Below are 26,137 nucleotides of genomic sequence, written 5' to 3' on the forward strand. Positions count from 1 at the left end.
TTCTCCCCATCTTCGATGGGGAGGGGGACCGCCCGGCGGAGCCGGGTTGTGGAGGGGCGTCACCCCAGCGTCATCCGCACCACCAGACCCGGCGCATTCTCCTCCAGCGCCAGCGACCCGCCGTGCAGATGGGCCACCGCGCTGGCGAGCGACAGGCCCAGCCCTGCGCCGCTTTCGGTCCGCGCGGCGTCCAGCCGTCCGAACCGCTTGAGCGCCTCCTCGCGCCGTCCGGGGGGAATGCCGGGGCCGTCATCGGCGACGGTCAGGACGGGGCCGGGCTCGACCCGCACGGTGATCAGCCCCGCACCATATTTCAGCGCATTGTCGATCAGGTTCGCGACCGCCTGACCCAGCAGCTCCCGGTGGACGGTCGCGACCAGCGTCTCCGGCCCCTCGGCGCGGATCGTCATGCCGCGATCCTCGGCCAGCGGCTCGAACATGTCGGCGACGTCGCGGATCATCTCGGCCAGATCGGTCCGGACGAAGGCGTCGCGGCCCAGCCCGGCCTCGGCGCGGCTGATGCGCAGCGCGGTGTCGAGCATGGCGAGCAGCCGGTCCCCTTCGTCCAGCGCGCGCGCCACCGCGATCCGCGCATTCTCGTCCCGGCACTCCGCCATCGCCCGGTCCAGCGTCGCGCGCAACCGGGTCAGCGGCGAGCGCAGGTCGTGCGCCAGTCCGTCGGTCGCGACCTTCAGTTCCGTCATCAGCAGGGCGATGCGGTCGAGCATGGCGTTGACCGCCTGTGCCAGCGAGTCGAAGGCATCGTCGCCGCCATTGCGCTGCACCCGGCGCGACAGGTCGCCGCCCGCGACCGCATGGGCGGTGGCGACCGTACCTTCCAGCCGCGCCTCGATCATCCGCGCGGCGGCCCAGGCGGCGAGCGCGGCGAGGACGATCGCGGCGGCCATGCCGACCGCCATCGCCTCTTCCATCGCCAGCGCGACGCGCAACTCGCTTTCCACCACATGCCCCGCGAGCATCCGCGATCCGTCGGGCAGGCGGGTCGCCATCACGCGCATCCGTTCGGGCTGCGAATGGCCGATCCGGAAAATCTCGATGGTGGCGACACCGGGGGCCGGGACATTGGGCGGCCAGTCGGCGATGTTGCCCGCCACGAAACGCCCGCGCGGATCGGTGAGCAGGATGACCGACTGCGGCAGGCGATCGGTGTTCAGCCGCCGGTCGACCGCCGCACGCACTGCCGCCGATCCGCCGGTGGCCCACATGCCCGACAATTCGTCGCGCAGGTCGCTGGCGGCATCCTCCGCCTGTGCCGCGATCTCGCTGCGGGTCAGGTGGCGAACCATGGCGACCATCGCGCCCGCACCGACCAGTTGCAGCGCGAAGACCAGCAATGCGAAGCGCAACGTGGTCGAACGGAGCATGACGGGCGCTATTTCTCGACGCCCAGCTTATAGCCCGAACCGCGCACGGTATGGAGCAGGGGGCGGGCAAAGCCCTCGTCGATCTTCTTGCGCAACCGGCTGATATGCACGTCGGTGACGTTGGTGTTGGGGTCGAAATGGAAATCCCACACCCCCTCCAGCAACATGGTGCGCGTCACGACCTGATCGACATGCTGGAGCAGATATTCCAGCAGGCGATATTCGCGCGGTTGCAGGTCGATCGACTTGCCCGCCCGCCGCACCCGGTGCGCGAGCAGGTCCATCTCCAGATCGTCGCACACCAGCTTGGTCTGCACCGCATTGCCCGTCGTCCCGCCGCGCCGGATCAGCAGGCGGACCCGCGCCAGCAATTCGGCGAAGACGAAGGGCTTGGTCAGATAATCGTCGGAGCCGGATGTCAGCCCCGCGACTCGGTCCTCGGGCGAGGACAGGGCGGACAGGATCAGCACCGGCGATTCGATCCCGGCGGCGCGGATCGCGGCCAGCACCGACATCCCGTCCATGCCGGGCAGCATCCGGTCCAGGATGATGCAGTCATAGGTGCCGTCCGTGGCATGGAACAGCCCGTCGCGCCCATTGGCGGCATGATCGATCAGGAAACCTTCTTCCCGCAACCCGTTGGCAATATAGTCCGCCGTCGAGCGATCATCTTCGATCAGCAAAATCCTGTTGGCCACGCAATCCTCCCGACCCGCTCCTTAGCAGCGTGATCGTGATGAGGCCATGGTCGCGCGCGACCCGCAGGCGCACCGGCGCATCGCCGCTTCGCGACGCTTCCTCGCGCAACAGCGAGAAGGATGTCGCGGGCCTGTCGTCGATCGCCAGTACGGTGTCGCCGACCTTCAGCGGTGGCTTGACCGCGGCGGCGGTGCCGTCGTCCACATCGCTGCGCAGGCTGGTGACGACCAGGCCGGGGCGATCCGCAGCGGCGGGGGCGAAGGTCGCGCCGTACAGCATCGATGGCGTGCGAGGACCCGCGTGAAGCGGCATATGCCCGACGAGCAGCGCCATCGCAGCCCCGCCGACCAGCGCGGCCAATCCCGCGCCCCAACCGACGATCCGCAGGCCCTTCACCGGAACGGCCGCCCGACCACGCGGCGCGCATGGGGCGTCACGGGCACGGCGTCGGGGGCAGCGGGCATGGTCGATCCTTTCACGCTGTCCTCATAATCTTAACCACATAAGCGAAGGGTGGGCGAAGCATGACGCTTCTGTCATCAAGGCCCGTTTCACCGGCATGACGAACTTGTCATGCGACCGTAAGGCGGCGAGGGCGGTGCCGGTTCTATGCCGCGCCCGCCACCGCCAAAAGAATTGGACGATCGAGAAAGATGCGCGTGAGCGGGGAGAATATGACGGGCGACCCCAGCGTGACGGTCGCGACGGGTTGGGCGTCGTGACGGACACGGTCCGCCCGGTGCCGTTGCTCGATCGGGTCGTCGCCTATGCCCGGGCGCGGCGCGGCTATCTGGCGGTCGGGGCGGTCGTGCTGCTGGTCGCGCTGGGCCTGTCGGCGCTGCATCACCTGACGCGGCAGATCAGGCTGGCCGATGTCCGGTCGGCCTTCTACGCGATCGATCCGCAACAGATCGCCCTGTCGGTCGCCTTCACCATCGCCAGCTATGTCGCGCTGACCTTTTACGACGTGATCGCACTGCGCGTGATCGGGCGGCCGCAGCGCTGGCGGACCGCCGCGATGGCCTCCTTCACCAGCTATACGCTCAGCCATAATCTGGGGCTGGCGCTGCTGACCGGCGGGTCGGCGCGCTACCGCGTCTATGCCGCCGCCGGGCTGGACGGGCCCGACATCGCGCGGGTGATCGCCATCGCCAGCGCGACCTTCTGGTTCGGGGTGTTCAGCGTCACCGGGCTGGGCCTGCTCTTCCATGAGGGGCCGATCACGCTCGAAGCCTTTGTGCTGGGGCAGGGGATCGTCCGCTGGCTGGGCGGCGCGGTGGTGGCGGGGGCGCTGCTATTGATCCTGCTCTGCGCCTTGCGGCCCGGACAGCGTGTCGGCTGGCGCGCCTGGAGCGTGCCCTTGCCGACCCCGGCCCAGGCGATGGCGCAGATCGGCATCGCCACGCTGGACCTGACCTGTGCCAGCGCTGCCCTGTTCGTGCTGCTGCCGGGGGCGTCGCCCGAACTGCTTCCCGCCTTCATCCTGGCCTATGCGCTGGCGATCATCGTCGCCTTGGTCAGCCATGTGCCCGGCGGCATCGGCGTGTTCGAGGCGGTGGTGCTGGCGACCGTCCCTGCCAACCGGACCGAGCTGTTCGCCGCCCTCATCGCCTATCGCGTCCTCTATTATCTCGCACCGCTGGCGCTGGGTATCGCGCTGCTGGCGTGGGACGAGGCGCGGCGGCGGCCGATCAAGGCGTTGCGCGACATTCGCCGGGTGCTGCTGGGCGTCGCGCCGACATTGCTCAGCGCGGCCTGTTTTGGGGGCGGGGCGATCCTGCTGCTCTCGGGGTCGCTGCCCGCCATCCCGCAGCGTGTGCATCAGCTCGTCCATATCGTGCCGCTGCCCTTTATCGAGGCGTCGCACTTCGCCGCCAGCCTGGTCGGCACCGGGCTGCTGCTGCTCGCGCCGGGTCTGTACCGGCGGCTGGACGGGGCGAGCCTGGCGGCGCGGGCGCTGCTCGTCGCGGGGGCGGTCTTCTCGCTGGCCAAGGGGATCGATTATGAGGAGGCGGCGGTCTGCCTGACCATCGCGCTGCTCCTCCAGATGAGCCGCCGCGCCTTCTACCGGCGGACCTCGCTGGTCGCGCGGCCGCTGTCGCCCGCCTGGTTGTTCAGCGTCGCGGTGGTGATCGTCGGCACCGGCTGGATCGGCTTCTTCGCCTATAAGCATGTCGATTATCAGGAAGCCCTATGGTGGCGTTTCGCGCTGTCGGACGATGCCTCGCGCTTCCTGCGTGCGGGGCTGGGCGTTGCGGTGATGCTGGCGGCGGCGGGGCTGTGGCGGCTGTTCCTCGCCGCGCCGCAGGGGGAGGCGGATCACCCGGCGATGGAACGGGTGCTGGCGGTCGTCGAACAGGCCGAGCGGACCGATGCCGCGCTGGCGCTGCTCGGCGACAAGCGTTTCCTCTTCTCGCCGGAGGGCGACGCCTTCGTCATGTATCAGGTGCGCGGCAGCAGTTGGATCGCGATGGGCGATCCGGTCGGCCCGCGCGCCGCCTGGGCCGATCTGTTGTGGCAGCTTCGCACGCTGGCCGATGCGGCGCAGGGGCGGTTGCTCCTATACCAGATCACCCCCGATGCGCTGGAGATCGCGATCGAGATGGGGCTCCAGATCATCAAATATGGCGAGGAGGCGCTGATCGACCTGGGCGGCTTCGCGCTGGAGGGCGGGCGGATGCGCGGCCTGCGCCAGACGCTCAACCGCTTTCGCACGCGCGAGAATGCCAGCTTCGCCATCGTCCCCGCCGCCCAGGTGCCCGCCATCCTGCCCGAACTGAAGTTCGTGTCCGACGACTGGCTGGCGGCCAAGGGGCATGGCGAGAAGGGGTTCAGCCTGGGGCGGTTCGACCCCGCCTATCTGTCGCTGACCGATTGCGCGGTGGTCCGGGTCGAGGGGCGGATCGTCGCCTTCGCCAATATCTGGAAGGCGGGCGATCGCCGCGAATTGTCGGTCGATCTGATGCGCCATGTCGAGGACGCCCCCGGCGGGGTGATGGACTATCTGTTCGTCGAGTTGATGCTGTGGGGCCGGGCGGAGGGCTATGCCCGGTTCGCGCTGGGGCTGGCGCCGCTGTCAGGCGTCGGCGGGCGGCGGATGGCGCCGACCTGGGCAAAGGTCGCGGCGCTGGTCTTCCGCCACGGGGAGCGCTTCTACGGCTTTCGCGGGTTGCGGGCGTATAAGGAGAAGTTCCAGCCCGAATGGGCGCCGCGCTATATCGCGGGGCCGCGGGGGCTGGGGCTGGTCAAGGCGCTGCGGGATCTGAACGCGCTGATCGCCGATGGGGGTGAGGACCTCTGATCCTCCCCGATACGGGGGAGGTGGCAGGCCGAAGGCCTGACGGAGGGGGGCTTCCTCATAGGACATCCCTCGCGGAGAGCCCCCTCCACCACCGCTACGCGGCGGTCCCCCTCCCCGTACCGGGGAGGAGAATCACGCCTTGAACAGCGACGGGGCCTTTTCCACCCGTGTCCGCCCGGCGGCATCGGTCACCGCATAGGTGAAGCCCGGCAACAGACAGAATGCCCCGATCCGCCCGCCGGTGTCCATCGCCAGGAACCCGACCTGCACGCCCTTGATCGCATCGCCGCGCAGCGAAGCGATGTGCCGGGCCGCTTCCTCGCATGCCGCCTGCGGAGACAGCCCATGCCGCATCGACGCGACGACGCGGGCGGTGCCGACGGTGCGCGTCACTTCCTCGCCCAGCCCTGTCGAGGTCGCGCCGCCGACGCCGCGCTCGACATACAGGCCCGATCCGACCTGCGGCGAGTCCCCGACCCGCCCGCGCATCTTGAACGCCATGCCGGAGGTGGTGCACGCCCCCGCCATCCTGCCCTGCGCATCGCGGGCCAGCATCCCGATTGTGTCATGGTCGAGCGCGCCGCCCGGCGTACCCGGGCGGCCCGTACCGTAAGTGCCGGTCTCGCTATTGGCGACGGGGCGGTAATTCTGGGTCTTCAGCCAGTCGCGCCACGCCTTTTCCGCCTCGGGCGTCAGCAGGTTGACCTTGGGAAAGCCCCGGTCGCGGGCGAAGCGGGTCGCGCCTTCGCCGACCAGGAAGGTGTGCGGCGTATGCTCCATCACCGCGCGGGCGACCGAAATGGCGTGGACCGTATCCTCCAGCGCCGCGACCGCGCCGACCCCGCCGGCATCGTCCATGATGACCGCGTCCAGCGTGACATGCCCGTCGCGGTCGGGATAACCGCTATAGCCCACCGAATGGTTGTTCGGATCGGCCTCGGGTACCTTTACGCCCGCCTCGACCATGTCGATCAGCGATCCGCCCGCCCGGCCCGCGGCAAAGGCCGCGTCGTTGGCGGGGGCGCCGAAGTCCCATGTCGACACGATCGTCGCACGTGGGCCTGCCGCTTGCGCGAAGGCGCGGGCAGGGGCCGCCGCCCATCCCGCACCGATCCCGGCGAGCGTTACCATGCCGCCCAGAAATCCACGCCGTCCGTCCTGCATTCGCCTGCTCCCCCCAATGTGCCGTTCCGGGCACGTGACATCGGGCCCGATTGTGCGCGGGGATTACGAAGCCCGCAAGCCCGCCGACCGAACCTATGTGGAACCAATAACCCGAATCAGGTGCTTCCCGTTCGCGAAGGAACGTCGGCACGGCCGCATATTGTGTCGAAACATTGCCAGGATGGTGCCCAAATCACTGAAATCGTTTGAATTAGTGTCTTTATGGTTACACCGCTCGGCTAATGTCGTGATGGGTGTTGCATAGGTATGCATTAGGTATTGACCTGATACGACAAAACAATTGTCCTTTCCCCGCACCCGGCAGGTCATCAGCCGGGACGAAGGGGAGACGTATGAGAATCCAGCAGTCCGCATCATGGTTGGCCCTGTCGGCCGCGTCGATGATGCTCGCCGCGCCCGCCATCGCGCAGCAGGTCGGATCGACCGCCACGCAGGACGAGGGTACCGACAGCCGCGACCGCGACACCACGCTGAGCGCCGATGCCGCCGCCACCCGGTCTGCCGCGATCACCGGCACGCCGCAGGCCAGCAGCGGGGGCGAGGTGATCGTCACCGGCACCCGCATCACCCGGCCCAATCTCGCATCGGCCGCGCCGATCACCTCGGTCACGCGCCAGGACATCCAGGCCCAGGCCCCGCTGAACGTCGAGGAAGTGCTGAACCGCCTGCCGCAGGTCGCACCCGACGCCCAGTCCAACTATGCCGATTCCGATGGTCGCCAGCGGATCAAGCTGCGCAGCCTGGGCTTCGAGCGGACGCTGGTGCTGGTCGACGGCAAGCGTCTGGGCACGCAGAACGGCCAGGACACCGGCATCATCCCGGCCACCCTGCTGGAGCGCGTCGACGTGCTGTCGGGCGGTGCCTCGTCGGTCTATGGCTCGGACGCGATCTCGGGCGTGGTCAACTTCGTCCTGCGCAAGGATTTCGAGGGGCTTCGCCTCGACGGCAATTACAATTTCTACAACCATAACAACACCAGCAACATCGTCACGCCGATCGCCACGGCGGCGGGCTTCAGCAGCCCGCGCGGCCTGACCAATGACGGTGGTCGTGCCGACCTGACGCTGACGGCGGGCAAGAAGCTGTTCGACGGCCGCCTGAACGTGTCGGGCTTCGTCAACTACCGCCAGGCCGACCTGGTCCAGAACGGCGCGCGTTCCTATGCCGCCTGCCCGATCGCGCAGCTGACCAAGGACTCGGCGCTGTCCTGCTCGCCGCTGTCGACCTATTCGCGCAGCGGTTTCGTGTCGCCCTTGTCCGGTCCCAACGCGAACGCGCAATATGTCAACAATCCCAACGGCGACCGTGGCTTCGTTCCCTTTGGTCCCGGTGCGGGCAATGCCGCGAATGGCTATGACGACGTGTCCTTCCAGCGCGCCAACGAGCGCTACACGGCGGGCGGCTTCGTCAACTTCAAGATTTCGCCGGAAGTCGAGATCTATGGCGACGGTATCTGGTTCCGCGACACCTCCGAGAACCCCACACCGCGCCGGGTCTATTCCTACACCGTGGCGGGCACGACGCCCTATCAGGTGAATTGCGACAATCCCTTCCTGTCGGGTGGCCAGGCGGGTGCGCTGGGTTGCGCGCCGGGCAGCACCGGCTTCGTGCCGCTCGACGTGCGCTATCGCTTCGACGGGCAGCCCGCCCAGGCGGACCGCTTCGTCAACATGGGCTTCCGTGCGACCGGCGGCGTCCGGGGCAAGATCGGCGAGGCCTGGTCCTATGACATTGGCGGCGTCTATGCCCGCAACCAGCAGGAGTGGTATCTGGGCCCGACGTCGCAGAACGACCGGGTCAACCGCTCGCTGAACGTCGTCAACGTCAACGGCGTGGCCACCTGTCGCTCGGTCATCGACGGCAGCGATCCCAACTGCATCCCCTTCGATGCGTTCCGCGCGGGTTCGGGCAGCAATGCGCTGACCAACTATCTGTTCACCAGCGGCGCGACGGGCCTTCGCCGCCAGGTGACGCAGTTGTTCGACGCCATCGCGGTGGTGAATGGAGACCTGACCACCTATGGCATCAAGACGCCCTGGGCGGATGACGGTCTGGCCGTTTCGCTGGGCACCGAATATCGCAAGGATCGCCTGATCTCCGAAGCCGATGCCGGTTTCGTCGCGCAGTTCGGCAACCAGGACGCACGGCTGAGCCAGGATGTCTGGGAATCGAATATCGAGCTTCAGGCGCCGCTGGTCCAGAATAAGCCGTTCGCGCATCTGCTCCAGACCAATGGCGGCTTCCGCGTCTCGAAGTACAGCTCCAACCCCAAGACCTTCTCGACCTGGAAGATCGAAGGGCTGTACGCGCCGGTTGCGGACATCACCTTCCGCGCCTCGTACAACAAGGCGCAGCGCGCGCCGACGGTGATCGAGATCCGGCAGGCGACGCAGATCAACTATGGCCGCAACACCACGCTGACCGACTTCTGCGCGCCGGTGTCGCGCACGCTGCCGGACGGCACCGTCACCACCACGCCGCTGGGCTCGCGCGAGCTGTGCAGCAAGACGGGGTTGGCCGACAATCTGTACGGCAGCACCTCGCTGCTCTGCCCGACCGAGGGTTGCACGACGCGCTCGGGCGGCTTCACCGCCGATCCGGAAACCGCCTACACCCTGACCTTCGGTCTGGTCGTGAAGCCAAGCTTCATTCCCGGCCTGGTCTTCTCGGCGGACCGGTATCAGGTGCGGATCGTCAACTCGCTGGGCTTCAACGGCGCGGACTATTATCTACAGGGCTGTCTGGCGTCGAACGGCGATCCGTTCTTCTGCAACGGCATCGTTCGAGATCCCACCACGGGGTCGATCGGCAACGCGCCGGCGGGCAATCCCACGGCCGGTTTCGTGCGGCAGGGGACGACCAATTATTACCGCACGCTCGCCAATGGCTGGGACTTCCAGGGTCAGTATTCGCTGGACCTGAACGGGGCCGGTCGCCTGGACTGGGGCTTCAACGGCTCGCTGTCGACGCTGGCCGGTGGGCAGGACTCGCCGCTGCGGCTTCAGTATAACTGCGCCGGTTACTTCTCGAACGGGATTTCGTGCGGACAGCTGGTTCCGAAATGGGCGCACACGCTGCGCACCACCTGGACCACGCCGGACCGGACGTTCAACGCCTCGTTCAACTGGCGCTATACCGGCTCGCTGACCACCGCGAACAATTCGGGCAACCCGGATATCGGCGGCACGCCCGAGCGGTTCCAGAACACCTTCGCCCGCATCGCGCCGCAGAGCTATTTCGACCTGGCGCTGACGTGGAATGTGGCGCGCAAGTTCGCGTTTCGCATCATCGCGAACAACCTGTTCGACAAGACGCCGCCGATCATCCCGAACTCGTACCAGGTCGCCCTGTCGCGCACCAACACCGCGCCGCAGCGTTACGACGCACTGGGCCGCCAGATCGCGATCGGAACGACGATCAACTTCTGACCTTCCCCCCGGCGGAGTGTTTCGGCGCTCCGCCAATCCCTGAACTGAAAAGGCCGGTCGTCCCTGGGGACAACCGGCCTTCTTTTTTGGGGCGGGGCGTGCACTTCGACTTCGCTCAGTGCGAACGGGGTTTGGGGATATCCCAGCCTCCGTTCAGCCTGAGCGAAGTCGAAGGCTACCGGACTGCGGTCACTCCACGAAGGCTTCCACCTCCCGCCGCTTGCCGCGCATGAAGGCGTCGGCGACATGGCGAAGCGGCGCGATATCGACGTCCGAGCGCCCGCCTTGCACCAGTTCCGCGAAACGCGCGTAAAGGCCGGGATATTCCCCGTGCAGCCCTTCCTCATGGTGCGGCGTCGAGCCGTCGGGCAGGGTCAGCACCGCGCCGCCCTCGGCCAGCTTCAGCGTGCCGTCCTCGGTCTCGACGACGATGTCCCAGCTCTGATGCCCTTCCTGCCGCCAGTCGAGGTCGAGCGTCACCGGCGTGCCCGCGGTCGTGCGGAAAGCGACATCGGCGGCGATCGGCGCATCGCGATTGGCCGGGAAGTCCAAGGTCGCGCGCTCGATGAAGAAGGGCTCCGGCATGATATGCGTCGCGATCGACAGGGCGTTGATGCCCGGATCGAACACGCCGAAGCCGCCGGCTTCCCAAATCCAGGCCTGACCCGGATGCCATTGGCGAACATCCTCGCGCCAGGTGATCGCCGCCGAGGTGACTTTGCGGGCAGACAGCCATTCGCGCGCGGGCTCGACCCCCAACGCATAGCGCGAGTGCCAACTGGCGAAGAGGGTGACGTTCGCCTTGGCCGCCAGTTCCTCCAGCACCGCCACTTCGGCCAGCGTCGCGCCCGGCGGCTTTTCGAGGAAGACGTGCCAATTGTTGGCCAGCGCGGCGGCGGCGATGGCGTGGCGGACCTGCGGGGGCGTGCAGAGCGCCACCGCGTCGACCTTCACGTCGCTCTGCGCGAGTTCGTCGATGTCGTGGAAATGCGGCACGCCCTCGACCCCGTTGGGCGAGCGGCTGACGGTCGCGACCAGTTCGAAGGCCGGGTTGCCCGCGATGGCGGGGACATGCTGGTCATGGGCGATCTTGCCCATGCCGACCAGTGCGAGACGGATCGTGTCGGTCATCGGTATCAGCGTGCCTTTTCGACATAAGCGCGCGCCGACACGGCGACATCCGCCGCCGGCTTGCCCGCGCGATAGAGGTTGGAGCCCAGGCCGAATCCGTCCGCGCCGTGCGCGCGCCATTCGGCCATGTTGTCGGGCGTGATGCCGCCGACCGCCAGCACCGCCACGTCGCGCGGCAGGACGGCCCGCTGCGCCTTGAGGAAGGTGGGCGATGCGCCCTCGGCCGGGAACAGCTTCAGGCCATGCGCACCCGCCTTCAGCGCGGCGAAAGCTTCGGAGGGCGTGAAATAGCCGGGGAGCGAGATCAGCCCTTGCGCGACGCTATGCGCGATGACCTCGATATCGGTGTTGGGCGAGACGATCAGGGTGCCGCCCGCCGCCTTCACCCGATCGACCTGTTCGGTGGTCAGCACGGTGCCGGCACCGACGATTGCCTTGTCGCCGACATGCGCGGCGATCGCGGCGATGCTGTCATACGGATCGGGCGAGTTGAGCGGCACCTCGATCAGGGTGAAGCCCGCTTCCACCAGCGCGTCGGCGACCGGGATCGCCTCGTCGGGCGTCAGGCCGCGCAGGATGGCGACCAGCGGGCAGGCGGCGAAGGCCTTGGCGAAAAGGCTGGCGGGGTCGGTCATGACAAATGCTCCCGAATGGCGTGAAGTCCGGCGAGAAAACCGGCATGGCTGTCGAGCGCGACGACGGTGCCGCCGCGCGCCTCGATTCCGATGGTGTAGAGGTCGGCCAGAAGACCGCTGGACAAAAGATGGACCGGGTGGCCCGCCATATCCGGCACCGCGCCGATATCGCTGCCGATCAGCAGGCCGCTGGCATAGGCGGCAGCATCCTCCGCCGCGATCCGCCCGAGCAGGACCGAGGCGCGCACGCCGAACAGCGCGGCGGTCAGATCGCACGCGCCGCTGCCCCGCGACAGCCCGTCGCGAAAGGCCGGGCCGTCCGCGACGGGACCGTCGAGCATCCCCGCGAGGATGCCATGGCCCTTGACCAGCGCGAACAGCTCACCGGTCATGGTGGTCGCGAAATCGGTGATCCGACCGCCCTCGGTACGGACCCATTTGTTGTGCGTACCTGGCTGCGCGAACAGCGCATCGGCGGGGGCCAGCCCGGCGGCGATCGCGCCCAGCACCTGCACCTCCTCACCGCGCATCACATCGGCGCGGGTGTCGGTCAGCAGCGATACGCCGGGGACGATGGTCACGTCATGCTCGGCGATCCGCGTCGCCGCTCGTGCCAGGGTCGGCAGGTCGGCGGGGGCGGGGACATAGGCGGCCTCGCGCCAGCCGCGCGTCGAGCCGACCATACCCGCCGCGATGATCGGCAAGGGGCCGAACCGCATCCGGATCGCCGCGATCTCCCCGGGATAATCCTCCGGCTGCATCGCCAGCACACCGCGATCGTCGCGCACCGTATCCAGCATCGCGCCGTCATCGGCCAGAACATAGACGCGACGATTGGTCGTGCCCCAGTCGATCGCGATATAGGCGGGCGTCATGTCTGATGGCACGGTGGGCACGGCCTCTCCAAAATTTTTTCTAGCGCGATTTGTAGGACAATAAAATCACTGGCGCAAGCAGGCTCGGGCAGGCGGCCCCGCGCTTTTTGCCCTATGGGGTGGGATAGTGACCATGCCGGGAATAATGCGGATCATTCGCCTGAATTGCCCTTGGTCGATCCCGATACTGGTTAAAGCATTGCGCCGACAAAGGTGCGGATGACGCGGTTGTCGGGATATGGACACCGCGTCACGGCCCGCTATGCGGGCGATCAAAGATATCGAATGCAATATCGAGGCGAGGATGATGAGGCCGGGCACGGTCGCATTCCGCCCTGCGTGTCGGTGGCGGGACGCGACGCCCGAATGACATCAACCCCATGGCGGGGCCCGCGCGACATGTCTGGCGCCGGGTCGTCCCGGGGCGGTAGCGAAAAGGCGTCTGACATGCGGAATGACAATCAGAAGCGGGGCGAGGGCTCTCCAGGTGCGTCGCGCGAGGGGATCACCCGCCGCGCGATGATGGGCTCGGCGCTGGCTGCGGGCAGCGCGGCGGTCGCGCCCTTCGCGGCGGAAGCGGCAGGGTCCGAGCATAAGGTCGATGTCCTGCTGATCGGCGGCGGGATCATGAGCGCGACCTTGGGCGTGATGCTCCGTGAACTGGAGCCCAACTGGACGATCGAACTGGTCGAGCGGCTGGACAAGGTGGCCGAGGAAAGCTCCAACGGCTGGAACAATGCGGGCACCGGCCACTCGGCCTTGTGCGAGCTGAACTATACGCCGGTGAACGAGGCGGACGGCCGGGTCGAGATCAAGAAGGCGATCGAGATCAACGAGCAGTTCCAGGTCACTCGCCAGTTCCTGAGCCATCAGGTCCGCACCGGTGTGCTGAAGAATCCGCGCAGCTTCATCAACTCGACCCCGCACATGAACCTGGTGTGGGGCGACGAGAATGTGGCCTTCCTCCAGAAACGTCATGCCGCGCTGCTCGCCAGTCCGCTCTTCTCGGGCATGGAGTTCACCACCGATCCGCGCCAGATCGCCCAGTGGGTGCCGCTGATGATCGAGGGGCGCAAGGCCGGTCAGAAGATCGCCGCCACCCGCTCGGTGCTGGGCACCGATTGCGAATGGGGCGAGGTGACACGCCAGTATATCCGTGCGCTCCAGGGCCAGCCCGGTGTGACCCTGACCACCGGCCATGAAGTCCGCTCGCTCGAAAAGAACGCCGACGGTACGTGGCGCGTGACCGCGCGTGACCGCAAGACCGACGAGAAGCGGATCATTACCGCGCGCTTCGTGTTCGCGGGCGCGGGCGGCGGGGCGCTGCCCATCCTCCAGAAGTCGGGCATTCCCGAGGGCGACGACTATGCCGGTTTCCCGGTCGGCGGTTCGTTCCTGGTCACCGAGAACCCCGCCATCGCCAGGCGGCACATGGCCAAGGTCTATGGCAAGGCGGCGGTCGGCTCGCCGCCGATGTCGGTGCCGCATCTCGACACCCGCTATCTGAACGGCAAGCAGGTGCTGCTGTTCGGTCCCTTCGCCACCTTCTCGACCAAGTTCCTGAAGGAAGGGTCGTATTTCGACCTGCCCAAGTCGGTGACGCTCGACAATTTCCGCCCGATGCTGGCGGTCGGCTGGGACGAATTCTCGCTGGTCGAATATCTGGCCGGGCAGTTGATGATGAGCCAGGAAGACCGGATGAACGCGCTGCGGGAATATTTCCCCAACGCCAAGGACGGCGACTGGCGGTTGTGGCAGGCGGGTCAGCGGGTGCAGATCATCAAGCGCGATCCCGAAAAGGGCGGCGTGCTGAAGCTGGGCACCGAGATCGTCGCGTCGAAGGACGGATCGATCGCCGCGCTGCTGGGCGCGTCGCCGGGTGCCTCGACCGCGCCGTCGATCATGCTGAACCTCATCAAGAAGGTCTTCCCCGACCGTCTGGCGACCCCGGCCTGGCAGGCCAAGATTCGCGAGATCGTGCCGAGCTATGGCACCGCGCTGAATGAGGATCGCGATCTGCTGGCGCATGAATGGTCCGCGACCGCCGAGACGCTGCAACTGGCGCTCGCTCCGCCGCCGGTCAGTGCCCCTACGGTCACCGAAGCGCCCCGTCCCGAAGCGACGCGGGTCAGCCCGAACCGCCATCCCGATCTGGCGCTCTGATCGGCGCGGGTCCCTGATCGACATTCGGATATGCCTTCTTTTCCCTCGCCCCTCATAGAGGGGAGAGGGTTGCGCAGACTTGGTCTTTGCGAAAGCAAAGGCTTAGTCGGAGCTGGGTGAGGGGTGGGCGCGCGGAGCGCGCGCGAGCCTGCGGCTCGCTCAACCCCTCACCCAAGCTGCGCTAGCCAGCAGGCTGGCAAGCTCCGCTAACCCTCTCCCCTGTCGAGGGGAGAGGGAAGCAGCAGTATGAAGGTCGATTATTCCTGACGATTCCCGTCGGCGCGACGATGCCGCGTGGAACGTCAAAAAGATCGTCCGGGGATGACGGGCGGTGCGCATCATCCTACATCATCGCCCATGTACCAGTTCGACATCGCCGCCGGATCGAAGGCGGAGCTTTATCATGACCTTCACGCCGCGCTCGACGCGCTGACCGCTGGCGAGCAGGATGCGATCGCCAACATGGCCAATGCCGCCGCGTTGATCGGTCAGTATCTGCCCGACCTCAACTGGTCGGGTTTCTATCGGATGGTGGAGGGCGAACTCGTCCTGGGGCCGTTCCAGGGCAAGGCGGCGTGCATTCGCATCGCCGTGGGCAAGGGCGTGTGCGGCACGGCGGTCGCCACCGGGCGGACGCAGCGCGTGGCCGATGTCCATGAATTTCCCGGCCATATCGCCTGCGACGCGGCGAGCCGCTCCGAACTGGTCGTGCCGATCGTTCATGACGGGCAGGTGATCGGGGTGCTCGACCTCGACAGCCCGGTGCCGGGACGCTTCGATGCGGAGGATCAGGCGGGCTGCGAGGCCCTGATGACGCTCCTGGCCCCGCGACTGGCCGCCGGTCCCCGCTGATCCACCTGACCCGATTCGGGACGCGCGGCGACGCTATCGGTAGCGTCAGGGCGCTGATATCAAAGCGTGTTTCGGCAAAGGCGTTTCCAGTGACGTCCTTGTCATGATTGTCCTTGTCATGATCCAGGGGAACAGGCTCTCGCCATGCGGAGAACGTCGCATCTGATCGCCGCGTCGACCACCATGTCGATCGCCTTGATGCTGAGCCCCCCGGCGGCCGGTCAGGCTGGCGCGCGCTATCCGCGCCCCGATATCGGGGCGTCTCCCATTCCCTCGACGCGGCCGGTCGTCACGACCAGCACGGTCGGCACGCACCCGCCGCGCGCGGCCCGCTGGGGCAGCCGGATCGGCGGGCGTTGGTGGGGTGGTGCCAATGCGCCGGGCGGCTGGTCGGCCTATCGCCGTCCGGTGCGCGGCATGGTGGTGCCCGCCTATTGGAACGACCGGCGCTTCGTCGTCGAGGATTGGGCGAGCTATCCGCTGCCGCAGCCTCCCGTCGGCTATCGCTGGTCGCGCTATTATGACGATGCGATCCTGATCGACTCGCGCGGTGCGGTCTATGACAGCGTTCCGGGGGTGGACTGGGACGGCAGCGGAGCGCCCGCTTATGCCGGTGCGGGATATCCGCCGCCAAGGCCGCCCGCCCGTCGCGACGACGGACTGGGCGGTGCCGCGATCGGCGCGGTCGCGGGCGGTGTCGCGGGCCATGTGATCGCGGGGCAGGGCAACAGGCTGGGCGGTACCTTGATCGGGGCGGGTGTCGGCGCGGCGGCGGGCTATGCGATCGACCGGGCGGAGGATCGGCGGCGGGCCATGCCGCCGGGGCATGACGATTACGGAGCCCCCGATTACGCCTATCGCGACGATGACGCACCGCCACCGCCGCCACCCGCCATGGGACGGCGCATCGTGACCCGCGACGGTACGACCGTGACCACCACGACGACCGTCGGCACGCTCGCATCGGGCGAGCCGGGTTACTTTGATGGAGGTTATTATTATCCGGCTCCCACCACGACGACGGTTGTGGTACAGGGGGCACCGGTTACCACGACAACGACAACCACCACGACGGAGACGGTTCGATCCGCGCCGCGCCGGATGCGCGCGCGGGGTCGGGTGGTGCGTCGCTAACGCTCTCCCCCAGGGGGGATTTCAACCCGAGAGACGCCGGGTTGAAAACCGGGATGCCGCCCCGTCCACTCCCTCGGGGCGGCATCCCAATTCATCGCATTGGTTAACCCGATTAACGCCCGCCGAAGGTGACGAGGCTTTCGGCACCGTTCGCCGCCACGGCGGAGACGCCGATGAAATGATCGTCGACCGGGATCTGGGTCAGCAGCGTCTTCGTCTCGGTCACGTCGCGCGACTGGGTCCAGTCGGGCGCATCGTTGCGCCGCCAGTGCACGCGGTAGCGGACCGCGCCCGGCACCGCCGCCCACTCCACCTGTGTATCGCGCGACAGCGCGCCGCTGATCGTCACGTTGTCCGGGGCAGCGGGGGCGGCGGCGAGGCGGGCGAGCGTGGCGATGTTGATCGCCGTCACCTTCGCCAGATAGGGAAAGTCCATCTTGTCGATGGTATCGCCGAACGCGGTGGTGCCTTCCTTGCGCAGATCCTGATGCTGCGCGTTCCAATCCTCGTTCGCGACCGAGAAGCGGACGGCGGGATAGCCGAGCTTGAGGAACGGTTCGTGATCGCCGCCGCGCCCGAATCGGTCGGGCCGCCGGTCGAGAAACACGTGCAGCCCGCCCAGCTTGTCCGCCACCCCGTCGATCGCCTTGGCCAGCGCGCGGCTGGGCCCGTCATCCTCGCCGCCATTGCCGCGCCGCTGCATCTGCTGCGGCAGGTCCTCGGACGAGCGGATGCCTTCGGAAAAGACGCGGACCCAGCGCGCCTCCCGCACGCCGCCCTGGCCCACCGTGTTGCCGACGATATCGTTGTTGAGCATCGCCGACACCCGCCAGCCCCGCGCCTTCGCGGTATCGGCGAGCAGCGTCGCGCCCCATAGCCCCTGTTCCTCGCCTGAGAAGACGGCATAGACGATGGTCGCATCGAATTGCTGCTTCGACAGATGCCGCGCCGCCTCCAGCACCAGCGCGACGCCCGAGGCATCGTCATTGGCCCCCGGCGCGTCGGAGGTCGCGTCCATCACATCGGTAACGCGACTGTCGATATGCGCGCCCACGATGACCACGCGGCCCGGATCCCGCCCGCGCTGGATGCCCAGCACATCCTCGACCATCACCCCGTTCGGCGCGCGCGGGCCGGTGAAGCGGCGATTGATCCGCTCGACGCTGATGCAGCCGTCGCACCCTTGCGCGATCGTCTCGAACTGCCTGGCCGTCCAGTCGCGCGCCGCGCCGATGCCGCGCTTGGGATCGGTGGTGGTGGAGGCGGTATGCCGCGTGCCGAAGCCGACCAGCGCCTCGACATCGGCCTTCAGTCGGGCGGGGGAGGGCGTGGCGGCGGGCGTCGCGGCAGCGGCGAGGAGCAGGGGAAGGATCATCGCATCAGACTGGCCGAGCGAGGCGGGGGAGGCAAGTGCCGGATGGTGTCGGAGCGATCCACCCCTGCCACGGATGATGGCATTAAGTGACTGACATACATCGATTTGTGGAGAAGCCTAAGGGGTGCCCGCGTTGCCCGAAGACCTATCTCATCGACGAGGAATCATCATGAACGCCAAATCCGTCAGCCTGGGCCTCGGCCTGTTCTCGCTCGCCCTGGGGGCGGCCGAACTCTTCGCATCGCGGCGCATCGCGGACCGCCTCTCCGTCCCCGGTGGGAGCGGCACCGTCAAGGCCTATGGCGTGCGCGAGCTGATGGCGGGCGTCGGCCTGCTCCAGGCCCCGGCCCATTCGGCGCGGGTGTGGAACCGGGTGGCGGGCGATCTGCTCGATCTGGGGACGCTGGCCGTATCGGCCCGACGTTCGCCAAAGGAACGGGCCGTGTGGGGCGCGATCGGCTTCGTGGTCTTCGCTACCGCGCTGGACCTGCTGACCGCGCGGGCGTTGGACCGGACGACGGGCAAGACGATGCCGGTCGGGGCCTGATACGAAGACCGCCCCGGGCCATGCGGCCGGGGCGGTTCGATCCTCCTCGCGCCGGGGAGGATTTTACAGTCTCTCGCCAATCTGCTCGGCCTGGGCGCTGCTGTCCGGGCGGGCGGGGCCGAGTACGGGTTCCTCGCCCATCGGTTCGTTGCGGAACACGGTGAACTCGCCCTTGCCGTCGACGCTCGGCCCCTTGGTCCATCGGCCTTCCGGATAGGTGCCGTCGACCGAGGTTACGAAGAAGTCGTAATTATGCTCCTGGCTCTCCTGCGCCTGCGGGAAGGAGTTGGGGATGGGGAGCGACGCCTGTTCGCCCAGTTCCTCGATCACGGCCAGCCATTGCTCCTGATGCATGGTGTCGCGCGCGATCATGAAGTGGAGCATGTCCTTCATGCCCTGATCGTGCGCGGCGTTGTAGAGGCGGGTGGCCAGCACACGCCCGGTGCTCTCGGCGGCGACGTTGCAATACATGTCGGCGGCGACGTTTCCGCTGGCATAGATATGGCTCATGTTGAATGGGATACCGTCCGAATCCACCGGCTGTGCGGCCAGGCCGGTCGACAGGATATGCTTGTGCAGTGCGCCCTCGATCGCGTGACGCGCGCTGCCGCCGCCCATCACCGCGCCGACGATGCCGTCCGCCGCGCCCTCTTCCTGAAGCGAGGCGGGTGCCTTGTCGAGATTGAGCGCGACCGCGGTCGCCAGCATCTCGATATGCCCGATCTCCTCCGTGGCGGTGTGGAGCAGCATGTCGCGGTACTTCGGCGTCGGCGCGCGGTTGCCCCATGCCTGGAAGAAATATTGCATGCAGACCCGGATTTCGCCCTCCACGCCGCCGATGGCCTGTTGCAACATGCGTGCGAACAAGGGGTCGGGGCTCTCGCAGCGGACTGGATATTGCAGGCGTTTGTCGTGATAATACATGATCGGCCTCGCGTGGTCGGTGGTGTGGGGATCAGTGGCTGGCGGTTTCGCCCGCCGCGCGACGTTCGAGGTAGCGGCGAGTCAGCGCGGCGTTGTTGTCATCGACCCAGGCCGCCATCGCGAGTTCCTCGTTCAGCGACTGGGTGAGCAGCGGCGTCGCGCTGCCGAAGCCGCCGACATCGGCGATGGTGATGAGCGATTTGTAGCTGGCCGCCTCGAAATTCTCGAAAGCGAAGTTCGCGAAGCTGTTCTTCAGGATTTCGTCCGGGGCGAAGGTGTGGCCCAGCGCCGCCATATTGCCCGAGAAGGTCAGCGCCGCGTCCTTCAGCAGCGAGCGGCTCTCGTTGAAGCCGTCCAGGATATCCTCCAGCCGGACGATCTGCTGCTCGGTCTCGCCCCGGTGCATCCGCAGATGATCGGCGACGTCCGGATAATTGGACAGATGGTCGAGTTGCCGGTCGATCAGCGCCAAGGCCTGATGCTCGACCGCGTGCGCGTTCTTCAGCCCGGCGACGAAGACCGCCGCGACGACGTCATTGGGTAGGGATGCCATGGATCATCGCTCCTTGCGTTTCAGGGTCAGAGGAAGGGGGTGCCGCCGGTCACGGGAATGGTCGCGCCGCTGATGTAGCTGGCCTCGTCGCTGGCCAGCATCACATAGGGGGGCGCGAGTTCGGCGGGTTGCGCGGCGCGGCCCATCGGCGTCTGCTCGCCGAAGCTCTTCACCGCCTCGGGCGGCATGGTGGAGGGGATCAGCGGGGTCCAGACCGGCCCTGGCGCCACCGCATTGACCCGGATACCCCGCTCGGCCAGCATCTGCGCGAGGCCAGCGGTGAAATTATGGATCGCGCCCTTGGTCGTCGCATAGGCGAGCAGTTGCTGGTTGGGCTTGTCGGCGTTGATCGAGGTCGTGTTGATGATCGAGGCCCCCTCGCCCATGTGCGGCAGGGCGGCCTTCACCAGATAGAACATTGCGTGGATGTTGGTGGCGAAGGTGACTTCCCACTCCTCGTCGCTGATGTCCTCCACCGCCTGGAAGCTCGCCTGGTGCGCGGCGTTGTTCACGAGGATATCAACCCGGCCGAAGGTCTGGACCGCGCGCTCGACAATGGTGCGGCAATGCGCCGGATCACTGACGTCGCCGGGGATCAGCAGCGCGCTACGCCCGGCCTGTTCGACCAGTCGCTGGGTCTCGGCGGCATCCTCGTCTTCCGACAGATAGGAGATCACGACGTCCGCGCCTTCGCGGGCAAAGGCGATGGCGACGGCACGGCCGATGCCGCTGTCCGCGCCGGTGATGATCGCCTTTTTGCCGGTCAGCTTGCCATGGCCGATATAGCTATGCTCGCCATGATCGGGGCGCGGGGTCATCGCCTCGGTCTCGCCGGGCATGTCCTGCTGCTGTTCGGGCTGGGGTGGGGTAGGGCGTTCGTTCATGGACCGTCTCTCCTCGCCCGGTCCAATGGGCAGGGCGAGGAGGCGTTCCGGTAAAAAGCGTTATCTTAAAACGTATTAGTCGGTATTTTGGGGTTCCGTGGACCCATCGCGCCAGCGGCTCGCCCCGTCGATACCGGGACCGACAAGCGCGCGAGGATGGCGCGCTCCAAATGGTCGAGCGCGTCGGCATAGCTGTGCGAGTCCGTCGGCAGCGCTTCGATCGCAAAGGCCTGTCCGCGCGCCGCGGCCCGGAAGGCGACGCCGGTCGCGTCCCCGCGCGCGATGACGATCGCCGCGTCCGTTCCCCAGCCCGCGATCGCGCCCAGCAACGGCGCGGCGGTCTCGTCGAGCGGGGCGGGGGGCGCGGCGATCTTGGTCAGCCCCTGGCGCAGCTTGGCGAGGTCGACCGCCCCGCGTGCAAGCCGCAGCCATTCGGCGGGATCGGCCAGCTTGCGCGCGTAATGGCGGCGGATCGCGGCGGCGGGGGGCAGGGGATCGGGCTCGTCCGACAGCCAGGGGTTCGACAGCAGTACGCCATCCAGCCCCGCCGCCTGCCCGAACATGGCGAGCGCGGCGGCGGCGTCGCAATTGCCGAAGCCGAGGATCCGGGCGCACCCGGCGCTTTGGGCAAAGGCGGCGACGGCGGCGGCGATATCGGGGCCGCTCGACTCCCAGCCGCCATTGGTGCCTTCGCTGTCGCCGACGCCGCGCCGGTCGAAGCGGAACACCGGATAGCCCCGCGCCGCGATCCGCGCCGCCAGCATCGCCTGGCCGCGATGCGCGCCCATGCGCGGCTCGTTCCCGCCCGAAACGATCAGCAGGCCGGTATCGCCGTCCGCCTCGTCCAGCGTGCCGAGCAGCGTCGCCCCGTCGCAGGGAAAGGCGATCAGCCTTCGCATGACGCGATCCACTCCGCGATATCCTGCGCCAGCGTGGCGGCCAGTTCCGGGTCGTCCTGCGGCTCGGCACGGCGCCAGGGGGGGACGGCGTCGATGGTCCGATCGGCGGGAGCGCGGTCGTGGCCCAGCCGAACGACCCGGCGCGGCACGCCCGGCTGGTCATAGGGCTCGGCCCCCGCAAGTTCCGCCAGGAAGTGCGGCGAGACGCGATTGCCCGCGATTCGAACCGGGGATTCCGCACCGAACAACCCATGTTCGTTCCCGCGCAGACCCGCCGCCGCGCGCAGGCGGATCACGTCGCGCAGCACCGCCTCGCCCGTCATCGGGGCCAGATGCCAGCGCCCGGACAATAGTCCGAAGCTATCGACCAGGGTGCCCGCCCGGATCGACACGCCGTAACAGCGCCGGTCGCCCAGCGCATTGGCGACCGCCTCATGCGCCTGACGCCATTGCAACAGGGTCGCTTTCTCGGTGTCGATCAGGCTCTCGCCCGTCCCCGGCCAGTCGGGCAGCGCGCCGCCGATACCGTGATCGGCCAGCCGCCGCAGCATCGCCACGGCGAGTGCGCGCGTCCGGTTCGCCTCTTCCCAGAAGGGCAATGCGACCAGCACGACCGGTCCCTGTGCCGGGCCGAAGCGCAACATTGCCTCGCGCCCGCCGGGCCAGTCATAATGGTCGATCAAGCGGGCGCCTTGGCGCTGGCGAAGGCGACCAGACTGCCGAACGTCTCCAGCATCTCGCCGTCCACCTCGTCATCCTCGATCAGGATGCCCAGGCGATCCTCCAACTCGGTCAGCACGCCCGCGACCGCCATCGAATCCAGCTCGGGCAGCGCGCCGAACAGCGGCGTATCGGCGCGAAAGCTCTCCACGCGCTCCTGCGACAGCCCCAGCACATCGGCCAGCACGCCGCGCACCGTCGCCTCCACATTTCCGCTCGCCTGGAGTTCCAAACCCTGTCGCCTTGCTGTTCGTGTCTTTGCCACAGCGTTAGAGCGGCGGCGAGCGTTGGGCAACCGGGCTGTGCGGGGGGCGGCGGGGGGCGGGGTGGCTCCCTATGGGCGTGAGAGGGACAAGCCCACCGCATGCGAAGCCCCCTCCCGCAGGCGGGAGGGGGTTGGGGGAGGGGACACGGTCTTCGGTGGCGTGCGTCGGTCGCTTGTCTGGCGTTCGGGTAAGGGGGGGTGATTGTGAGGCGATGGCAGGAGACCCAGGCCCTCCCCCGGCCCCTCCCGCCTGCGGGAGGGGAGTGGAAGGGGGGAGCCCGCCGTATGCGAAGCCGTGTCCCTATGGGCGGACGGACGTCTCCTCATCACCTGTCCCCATGCGCTCGACTTTATCCCCCGGCCCCATGTAGATGGCCCGATGACCCTCGATCCGACCGCTTATCCGATCGACCATGTCCTGTGCGGCGCAGGCGATGCCCCTGCGTTGATCGAGCGTGACGCGGGCCTGACCTTCGCCGAGGTCGAGGACGCGGTCGGGCGGCTGGCGGGGTGGCTCGCGGCGCAGGGCTTCGCGCCCGGCGACCGGGTGGCGAGTTGGTTGCCCAAGACCCGCGCCGCCGCGCTGATGCCGCTGGCCGCGCCGCGTGCCGGGCTGGTCCATGTCCCGGTCAATCCGCTGCTCAAGCGCGCGCAGGTGGCGCATATCCTGGCCGATAGCGGGGCGGCGATGCTGCTGACCCATGGCCCGCGCGCCGCGACGCTGGAGCCCGGCGATGTGGCCGAGGGCGTCCGCCTGTTCACCGAGGCGGGGGAGGGCGATGCGCTGCACCGCTCCGCTGCCGATCCCGATACGCTGGCGGCGATCCTCTATACCTCCGGCTCCACGGGGCGGCCCAAGGGAGTGATGCTCAGCCACGCCAATCTGTGGTTCGGGGCGGTCTCGGTCGCCGAGTATCTGCGGCTGACGCCCGATGACCGGGTGCTGGCCGTCCTGCCCTTCAGCTTCGATTATGGGCAGAACCAGCTCTTCTCGACCTGGGCGGCGGGGGGCGCGGTCGCGCCGCTCGACTATCTGACGCCGCGCGACGTGGTGAAGGCGGTAGCGCGGGTCGGGGCGACGACACTGGCGGGGGTGCCGCCGCTCTGGACCCAGTTGCTGTCGAGCGCCTGGCCGGAGGTGGCGATCGCACCGATCCGTCGCCTGACCAATTCCGGCGGCGCGCTGACGCCACGCCTGGTGCGTGGCCTGCGCGAGCGTTTTCCGGCGGCGGACCTCTATGCCATGTACGGGCTGACCGAGGCGTTTCGGTCGACCTATCTCGACCCCGCGCTGATCGATGCGCATCCCGATGCGATCGGCCGGGCGATCCCCTTTGCCGAGGTGATGGTGCTGCGCCCCGACGGGACACGCGCGGCGCCGGGCGAACCGGGGGAACTGGTCCATGCCGGGCCGCTGGTCGCACAGGGCTATTGGCGCGATGCGGAGCGGACGGCGCAGCGCTTCCGACCCGCGCCGGGCTGGCCTTGCGCCGTCTGGTCGGGCGATACGGTGGTGGAGGGAGCGGACGGCCTGCTCCGCTTCGTCGGGCGCGATGACGAGATGATCAAGGTCGCGGGCAACCGGATCAGCCCGCAGGAGGTGGAAGAGGCGGTACTCTCCGGCGGCGAAGCGCGCGAGGCGGTGGCGATCGGCGTGGCGGACGAGGCACAGGGGCAGGCGATCGTCGTGGTGTTGGCGGGCGATCCCGCCATGGAACCCGAATTGCGCGCCCGGTTGAAGCGCGACCTGCCCAATTTCATGCAGCCCGCACGGTTCGAGTGGCGCGAGGACCTGCCGCGCAACGCGAACGGCAAGCTGGACCGCGCCGCGCTGCGCCGGGGACTGCTCGACAAGGATATGACGCGATGAAGCCGATGGGCCCCATCCCCCCCGAATTCGCCGGTCCGCAGGGCGCGCTGACGATCGCCGGGCGCAGCGCGGAGGATTGGATGCGCGGGCGTGATGGTCCGCTCTTCGTCTATGATCCCGCCATCGTCGCCGCGCGGGTCGCCCGGTTCCGGGCCGGTTTTCCCTCGATCGACCTTCATTATGCGATCAAGGCCAATCCGTTTCCGCCGCTGCTGTCGGTCATGGCGGAGATGGTGGACGGGTTCGACGTCGCCTCGGCGGGCGAACTGGCCAAGGTGGCGGGGCTGGGCAAGCCGGTCAGCTTCGCCGGGCCCGGCAAGCGCGATGCGGAACTGACCGCCGCGATCCAGGGCGGCATCACCCTCAACCTGGAATCGGAGGGCGAGGCGACCCGCGCGCTCGCCATGGCCGAGCGGCTGGGGATACGGCCGCGCCTCGCCGTCCGGGTGAATCCCGATGTCGAGTTGCGCGGATCGGGGATGAAGATGGGCGGGCGGCCCTCGCCCTTCGGCATCGATGCGGAGCGGGTGCCCGCGCTCGTCCGGCATCTGGTCGCGGGCGGCGCGGACTGGCGCGGTTTCCACATCTATGCGGGCAGTCAGGCGCTCGACCCGCAGGCGATCATCGATACGCAGGCGGCCACGATCGCGCTCGCCGCGCGGCTGGCGGAGGAGGCGGGACAGGCGCCGCCGCTGGTCAATCTGGGCGGCGGCTTCGGCGTTCCTTACTTTGCGGGCGACACAGCGCTCGACATCGCGCGGGTGGGTGAGGCGCTGGAACAGGCGCTGCACGCGCGGCCCGCGATCCTGGCCGACAGCCGTTTCGCAATCGAGCTGGGCCGCTGGCTGGTCGCGGAGGCGGGGGTCTATCTGGCGCGCGTCATCGACCGCAAGGACAGCGGGGGCGAGACGTTCCTGATCCTCGACGGCGGGCTCAACCATCAATTGGCGGCGAGCGGCAATTTCGGTACCGTCGTCCGACGCAACTATCCGCTGGCGCTGGCCCATGCGATGGGGGCGGAACCGGTGGAGACGGTGTCGGTGGTCGGTCCGCTCTGCACCCCGCTCGACCGGCTGGGCGACCGGGTGGCGTTGCCGTCCGGGCGGGTGGGCGATATCGTCGCGATCTTTCTGGCAGGGGCCTATGGCGCCTCGGCCAGCCCCGCCGCGTTTCTGGGCCACCCCCCCGCCGGGGAAGAGATGGGTCCGTTCGCAAGGGCATAACGCTCTGTTCACCTATTGGGTGTCATAGCGGACCATGCGCAATTTGCCTTTCGTGACCTGTCGGCGCGGAAGGTTCAGGAGACTTGTTC

General features: G+C 68.1%; 22 protein-coding genes. 8 read left to right on the forward strand and 14 right to left on the reverse strand.

Translation table 11 applies throughout. The features are described 5' to 3' along the window. Positions 1 to 59: 59 nt before the first annotated feature. The 3 genes from QE379_RS07950 to QE379_RS07960 are packed head-to-tail and all read right to left on the reverse strand — an operon-like array spanning position 60 to position 2,480. Positions 60 to 1,385 (reverse strand): sensor histidine kinase KdpD, encoded by a 1,326-nt coding sequence (locus QE379_RS07950; protein ID WP_306999504.1) that lies wholly within the window; start codon positions 1,383 to 1,385, stop codon positions 60 to 62. Between the two features lie 8 nt (positions 1,386 to 1,393). Then, the gene (locus QE379_RS07955) at positions 1,394 to 2,083 is read right to left on the reverse strand and encodes a response regulator transcription factor (RefSeq protein WP_267435591.1); all 690 of its coding nucleotides are present in this window, start codon (positions 2,081 to 2,083) and stop codon (positions 1,394 to 1,396) included. Continuing rightward, a complete protein-coding gene (locus tag QE379_RS07960) occupies positions 2,052 to 2,480 on the reverse strand; it encodes a PDZ domain-containing protein (protein ID WP_306999507.1) in 429 nt (142 codons plus the stop codon). The genes QE379_RS07955 and QE379_RS07960 overlap by 32 nt, the downstream gene beginning before the upstream one ends. Positions 2,481 to 2,643: 163 nt before the next feature. Between QE379_RS07960 and mprF the strand changes: the two genes are divergently transcribed. Continuing rightward, positions 2,644 to 5,385 (forward strand): bifunctional lysylphosphatidylglycerol flippase/synthetase MprF, encoded by a 2,742-nt coding sequence (gene mprF / locus QE379_RS07965; protein ID WP_306999509.1) that lies wholly within the window; start codon positions 2,644 to 2,646, stop codon positions 5,383 to 5,385. A gap of 132 nt (positions 5,386 to 5,517) precedes the next feature. Here the strand turns inward: mprF and QE379_RS07970 are convergent, their stop codons facing one another. Continuing rightward, the gene (locus tag QE379_RS07970; RefSeq protein ID WP_306999511.1) at positions 5,518 to 6,549 is read right to left on the reverse strand and encodes a N(4)-(beta-N-acetylglucosaminyl)-L-asparaginase; all 1,032 of its coding nucleotides are present in this window, start codon (positions 6,547 to 6,549) and stop codon (positions 5,518 to 5,520) included. A 380-nt stretch (positions 6,550 to 6,929) separates the two neighbouring features. Between QE379_RS07970 and QE379_RS07975 the strand changes: the two genes are divergently transcribed. Then, the gene (locus QE379_RS07975) at positions 6,930 to 9,998 is read left to right on the forward strand and encodes a TonB-dependent receptor plug domain-containing protein (protein WP_306999513.1); all 3,069 of its coding nucleotides are present in this window, start codon (positions 6,930 to 6,932) and stop codon (positions 9,996 to 9,998) included. Between the two features lie 189 nt (positions 9,999 to 10,187). Here the strand turns inward: QE379_RS07975 and QE379_RS07980 are convergent, their stop codons facing one another. Genes QE379_RS07980 through QE379_RS07990 form a run of 3 tightly spaced genes read right to left on the reverse strand, consistent with a single transcriptional unit; the run spans position 10,188 to position 12,651 of the window. Continuing rightward, the gene (locus tag QE379_RS07980; protein WP_306999515.1) at positions 10,188 to 11,129 is read right to left on the reverse strand and encodes a Gfo/Idh/MocA family protein; all 942 of its coding nucleotides are present in this window, start codon (positions 11,127 to 11,129) and stop codon (positions 10,188 to 10,190) included. Positions 11,130 to 11,134: 5 nt separating this feature from the next. Beyond that, positions 11,135 to 11,764, reverse strand: a complete 630-nt coding sequence (locus QE379_RS07985; protein ID WP_306999518.1) for a 2-dehydro-3-deoxy-6-phosphogalactonate aldolase — start codon at positions 11,762 to 11,764, stop codon at positions 11,135 to 11,137. Continuing rightward, complete coding sequence (locus tag QE379_RS07990; RefSeq protein ID WP_306999520.1) at positions 11,761 to 12,651, reverse strand: 2-dehydro-3-deoxygalactonokinase; 891 nt, start codon at positions 12,649 to 12,651, stop codon at positions 11,761 to 11,763. Before QE379_RS07990 ends, QE379_RS07985 begins: the two co-directional genes overlap by 4 nt. Positions 12,652 to 13,086: 435 nt before the next feature. Between QE379_RS07990 and mqo the strand changes: the two genes are divergently transcribed. The 3 genes from mqo to QE379_RS08005 all read left to right on the forward strand — a co-directional run bounded on the left by mqo (position 13,087) and on the right by QE379_RS08005 (position 16,788). Further along, complete coding sequence (mqo, locus tag QE379_RS07995; RefSeq protein ID WP_306999522.1) at positions 13,087 to 14,802, forward strand: malate dehydrogenase (quinone); 1,716 nt, start codon at positions 13,087 to 13,089, stop codon at positions 14,800 to 14,802. A 357-nt stretch (positions 14,803 to 15,159) separates the two neighbouring features. After that, positions 15,160 to 15,654, forward strand: coding sequence for a GAF domain-containing protein (locus QE379_RS08000; RefSeq protein WP_306999524.1), 495 nt, complete (start codon positions 15,160 to 15,162; stop codon positions 15,652 to 15,654). 144 nt (positions 15,655 to 15,798) lie between these two features. Further along, complete coding sequence (locus tag QE379_RS08005) at positions 15,799 to 16,788, forward strand: RcnB family protein (RefSeq protein ID WP_306999526.1); 990 nt, start codon at positions 15,799 to 15,801, stop codon at positions 16,786 to 16,788. Positions 16,789 to 16,900: 112 nt separating this feature from the next. Here QE379_RS08005 and QE379_RS08010 read toward each other — a convergent pair whose 3' ends face one another. After that, positions 16,901 to 18,163, reverse strand: coding sequence for a M20/M25/M40 family metallo-hydrolase (locus tag QE379_RS08010; protein WP_306999528.1), 1,263 nt, complete (start codon positions 18,161 to 18,163; stop codon positions 16,901 to 16,903). Positions 18,164 to 18,332: 169 nt separating this feature from the next. On the opposite strand from QE379_RS08010, the gene QE379_RS08015 reads away from it, so the two are divergent. Then, positions 18,333 to 18,710 (forward strand): hypothetical protein, encoded by a 378-nt coding sequence (locus tag QE379_RS08015; protein ID WP_306999530.1) that lies wholly within the window; start codon positions 18,333 to 18,335, stop codon positions 18,708 to 18,710. A 63-nt stretch (positions 18,711 to 18,773) separates the two neighbouring features. Here the strand turns inward: QE379_RS08015 and QE379_RS08020 are convergent, their stop codons facing one another. The 6 genes from QE379_RS08020 to QE379_RS08045 form a co-directional block, all read right to left on the reverse strand. Next, positions 18,774 to 19,634 (reverse strand): manganese catalase family protein, encoded by an 861-nt coding sequence (locus tag QE379_RS08020; RefSeq protein ID WP_306999532.1) that lies wholly within the window; start codon positions 19,632 to 19,634, stop codon positions 18,774 to 18,776. A 31-nt stretch (positions 19,635 to 19,665) separates the two neighbouring features. Beyond that, on the reverse strand, positions 19,666 to 20,187 hold the full coding sequence (locus QE379_RS08025; RefSeq protein WP_306999534.1) for a ferritin-like domain-containing protein: 522 nt from the start codon (positions 20,185 to 20,187) through the stop codon (positions 19,666 to 19,668). Between the two features lie 26 nt (positions 20,188 to 20,213). After that, positions 20,214 to 21,071 carry an SDR family oxidoreductase gene (locus QE379_RS08030; RefSeq protein ID WP_306999536.1) on the reverse strand — a complete coding sequence of 286 codons (858 nt, stop codon included), beginning with the start codon at positions 21,069 to 21,071 and terminating at the stop codon, positions 20,214 to 20,216. A 65-nt stretch (positions 21,072 to 21,136) separates the two neighbouring features. Continuing rightward, complete coding sequence (locus QE379_RS08035) at positions 21,137 to 21,970, reverse strand: hydrolase 1, exosortase A system-associated (RefSeq protein ID WP_306999538.1); 834 nt, start codon at positions 21,968 to 21,970, stop codon at positions 21,137 to 21,139. Then, the gene (locus QE379_RS08040) at positions 21,958 to 22,653 is read right to left on the reverse strand and encodes a hypothetical protein (protein WP_306999540.1); all 696 of its coding nucleotides are present in this window, start codon (positions 22,651 to 22,653) and stop codon (positions 21,958 to 21,960) included. Before QE379_RS08040 ends, QE379_RS08035 begins: the two co-directional genes overlap by 13 nt. Beyond that, a complete protein-coding gene (locus QE379_RS08045; protein ID WP_373461850.1) occupies positions 22,650 to 22,922 on the reverse strand; it encodes an acyl carrier protein in 273 nt (90 codons plus the stop codon). The genes QE379_RS08040 and QE379_RS08045 overlap by 4 nt, the downstream gene beginning before the upstream one ends. A 412-nt stretch (positions 22,923 to 23,334) precedes the next feature. Here QE379_RS08045 and QE379_RS08050 point away from each other — a divergent pair, with 412 nt between their 5' ends. After that, the gene (locus QE379_RS08050; protein WP_306999544.1) at positions 23,335 to 24,825 is read left to right on the forward strand and encodes an AMP-binding protein; all 1,491 of its coding nucleotides are present in this window, start codon (positions 23,335 to 23,337) and stop codon (positions 24,823 to 24,825) included. After that, positions 24,822 to 26,048 (forward strand): pyridoxal-dependent decarboxylase, exosortase A system-associated, encoded by a 1,227-nt coding sequence (locus tag QE379_RS08055; protein ID WP_306999546.1) that lies wholly within the window; start codon positions 24,822 to 24,824, stop codon positions 26,046 to 26,048. The genes QE379_RS08050 and QE379_RS08055 overlap by 4 nt, the downstream gene beginning before the upstream one ends. Positions 26,049 to 26,137: the final 89 nt, after the last annotated feature.

It is taken from the genome of Sphingomonas sp. SORGH_AS_0879 (genome assembly GCF_030819175.1).
GTDB lineage: Bacteria > Pseudomonadota > Alphaproteobacteria > Sphingomonadales > Sphingomonadaceae > Sphingomonas.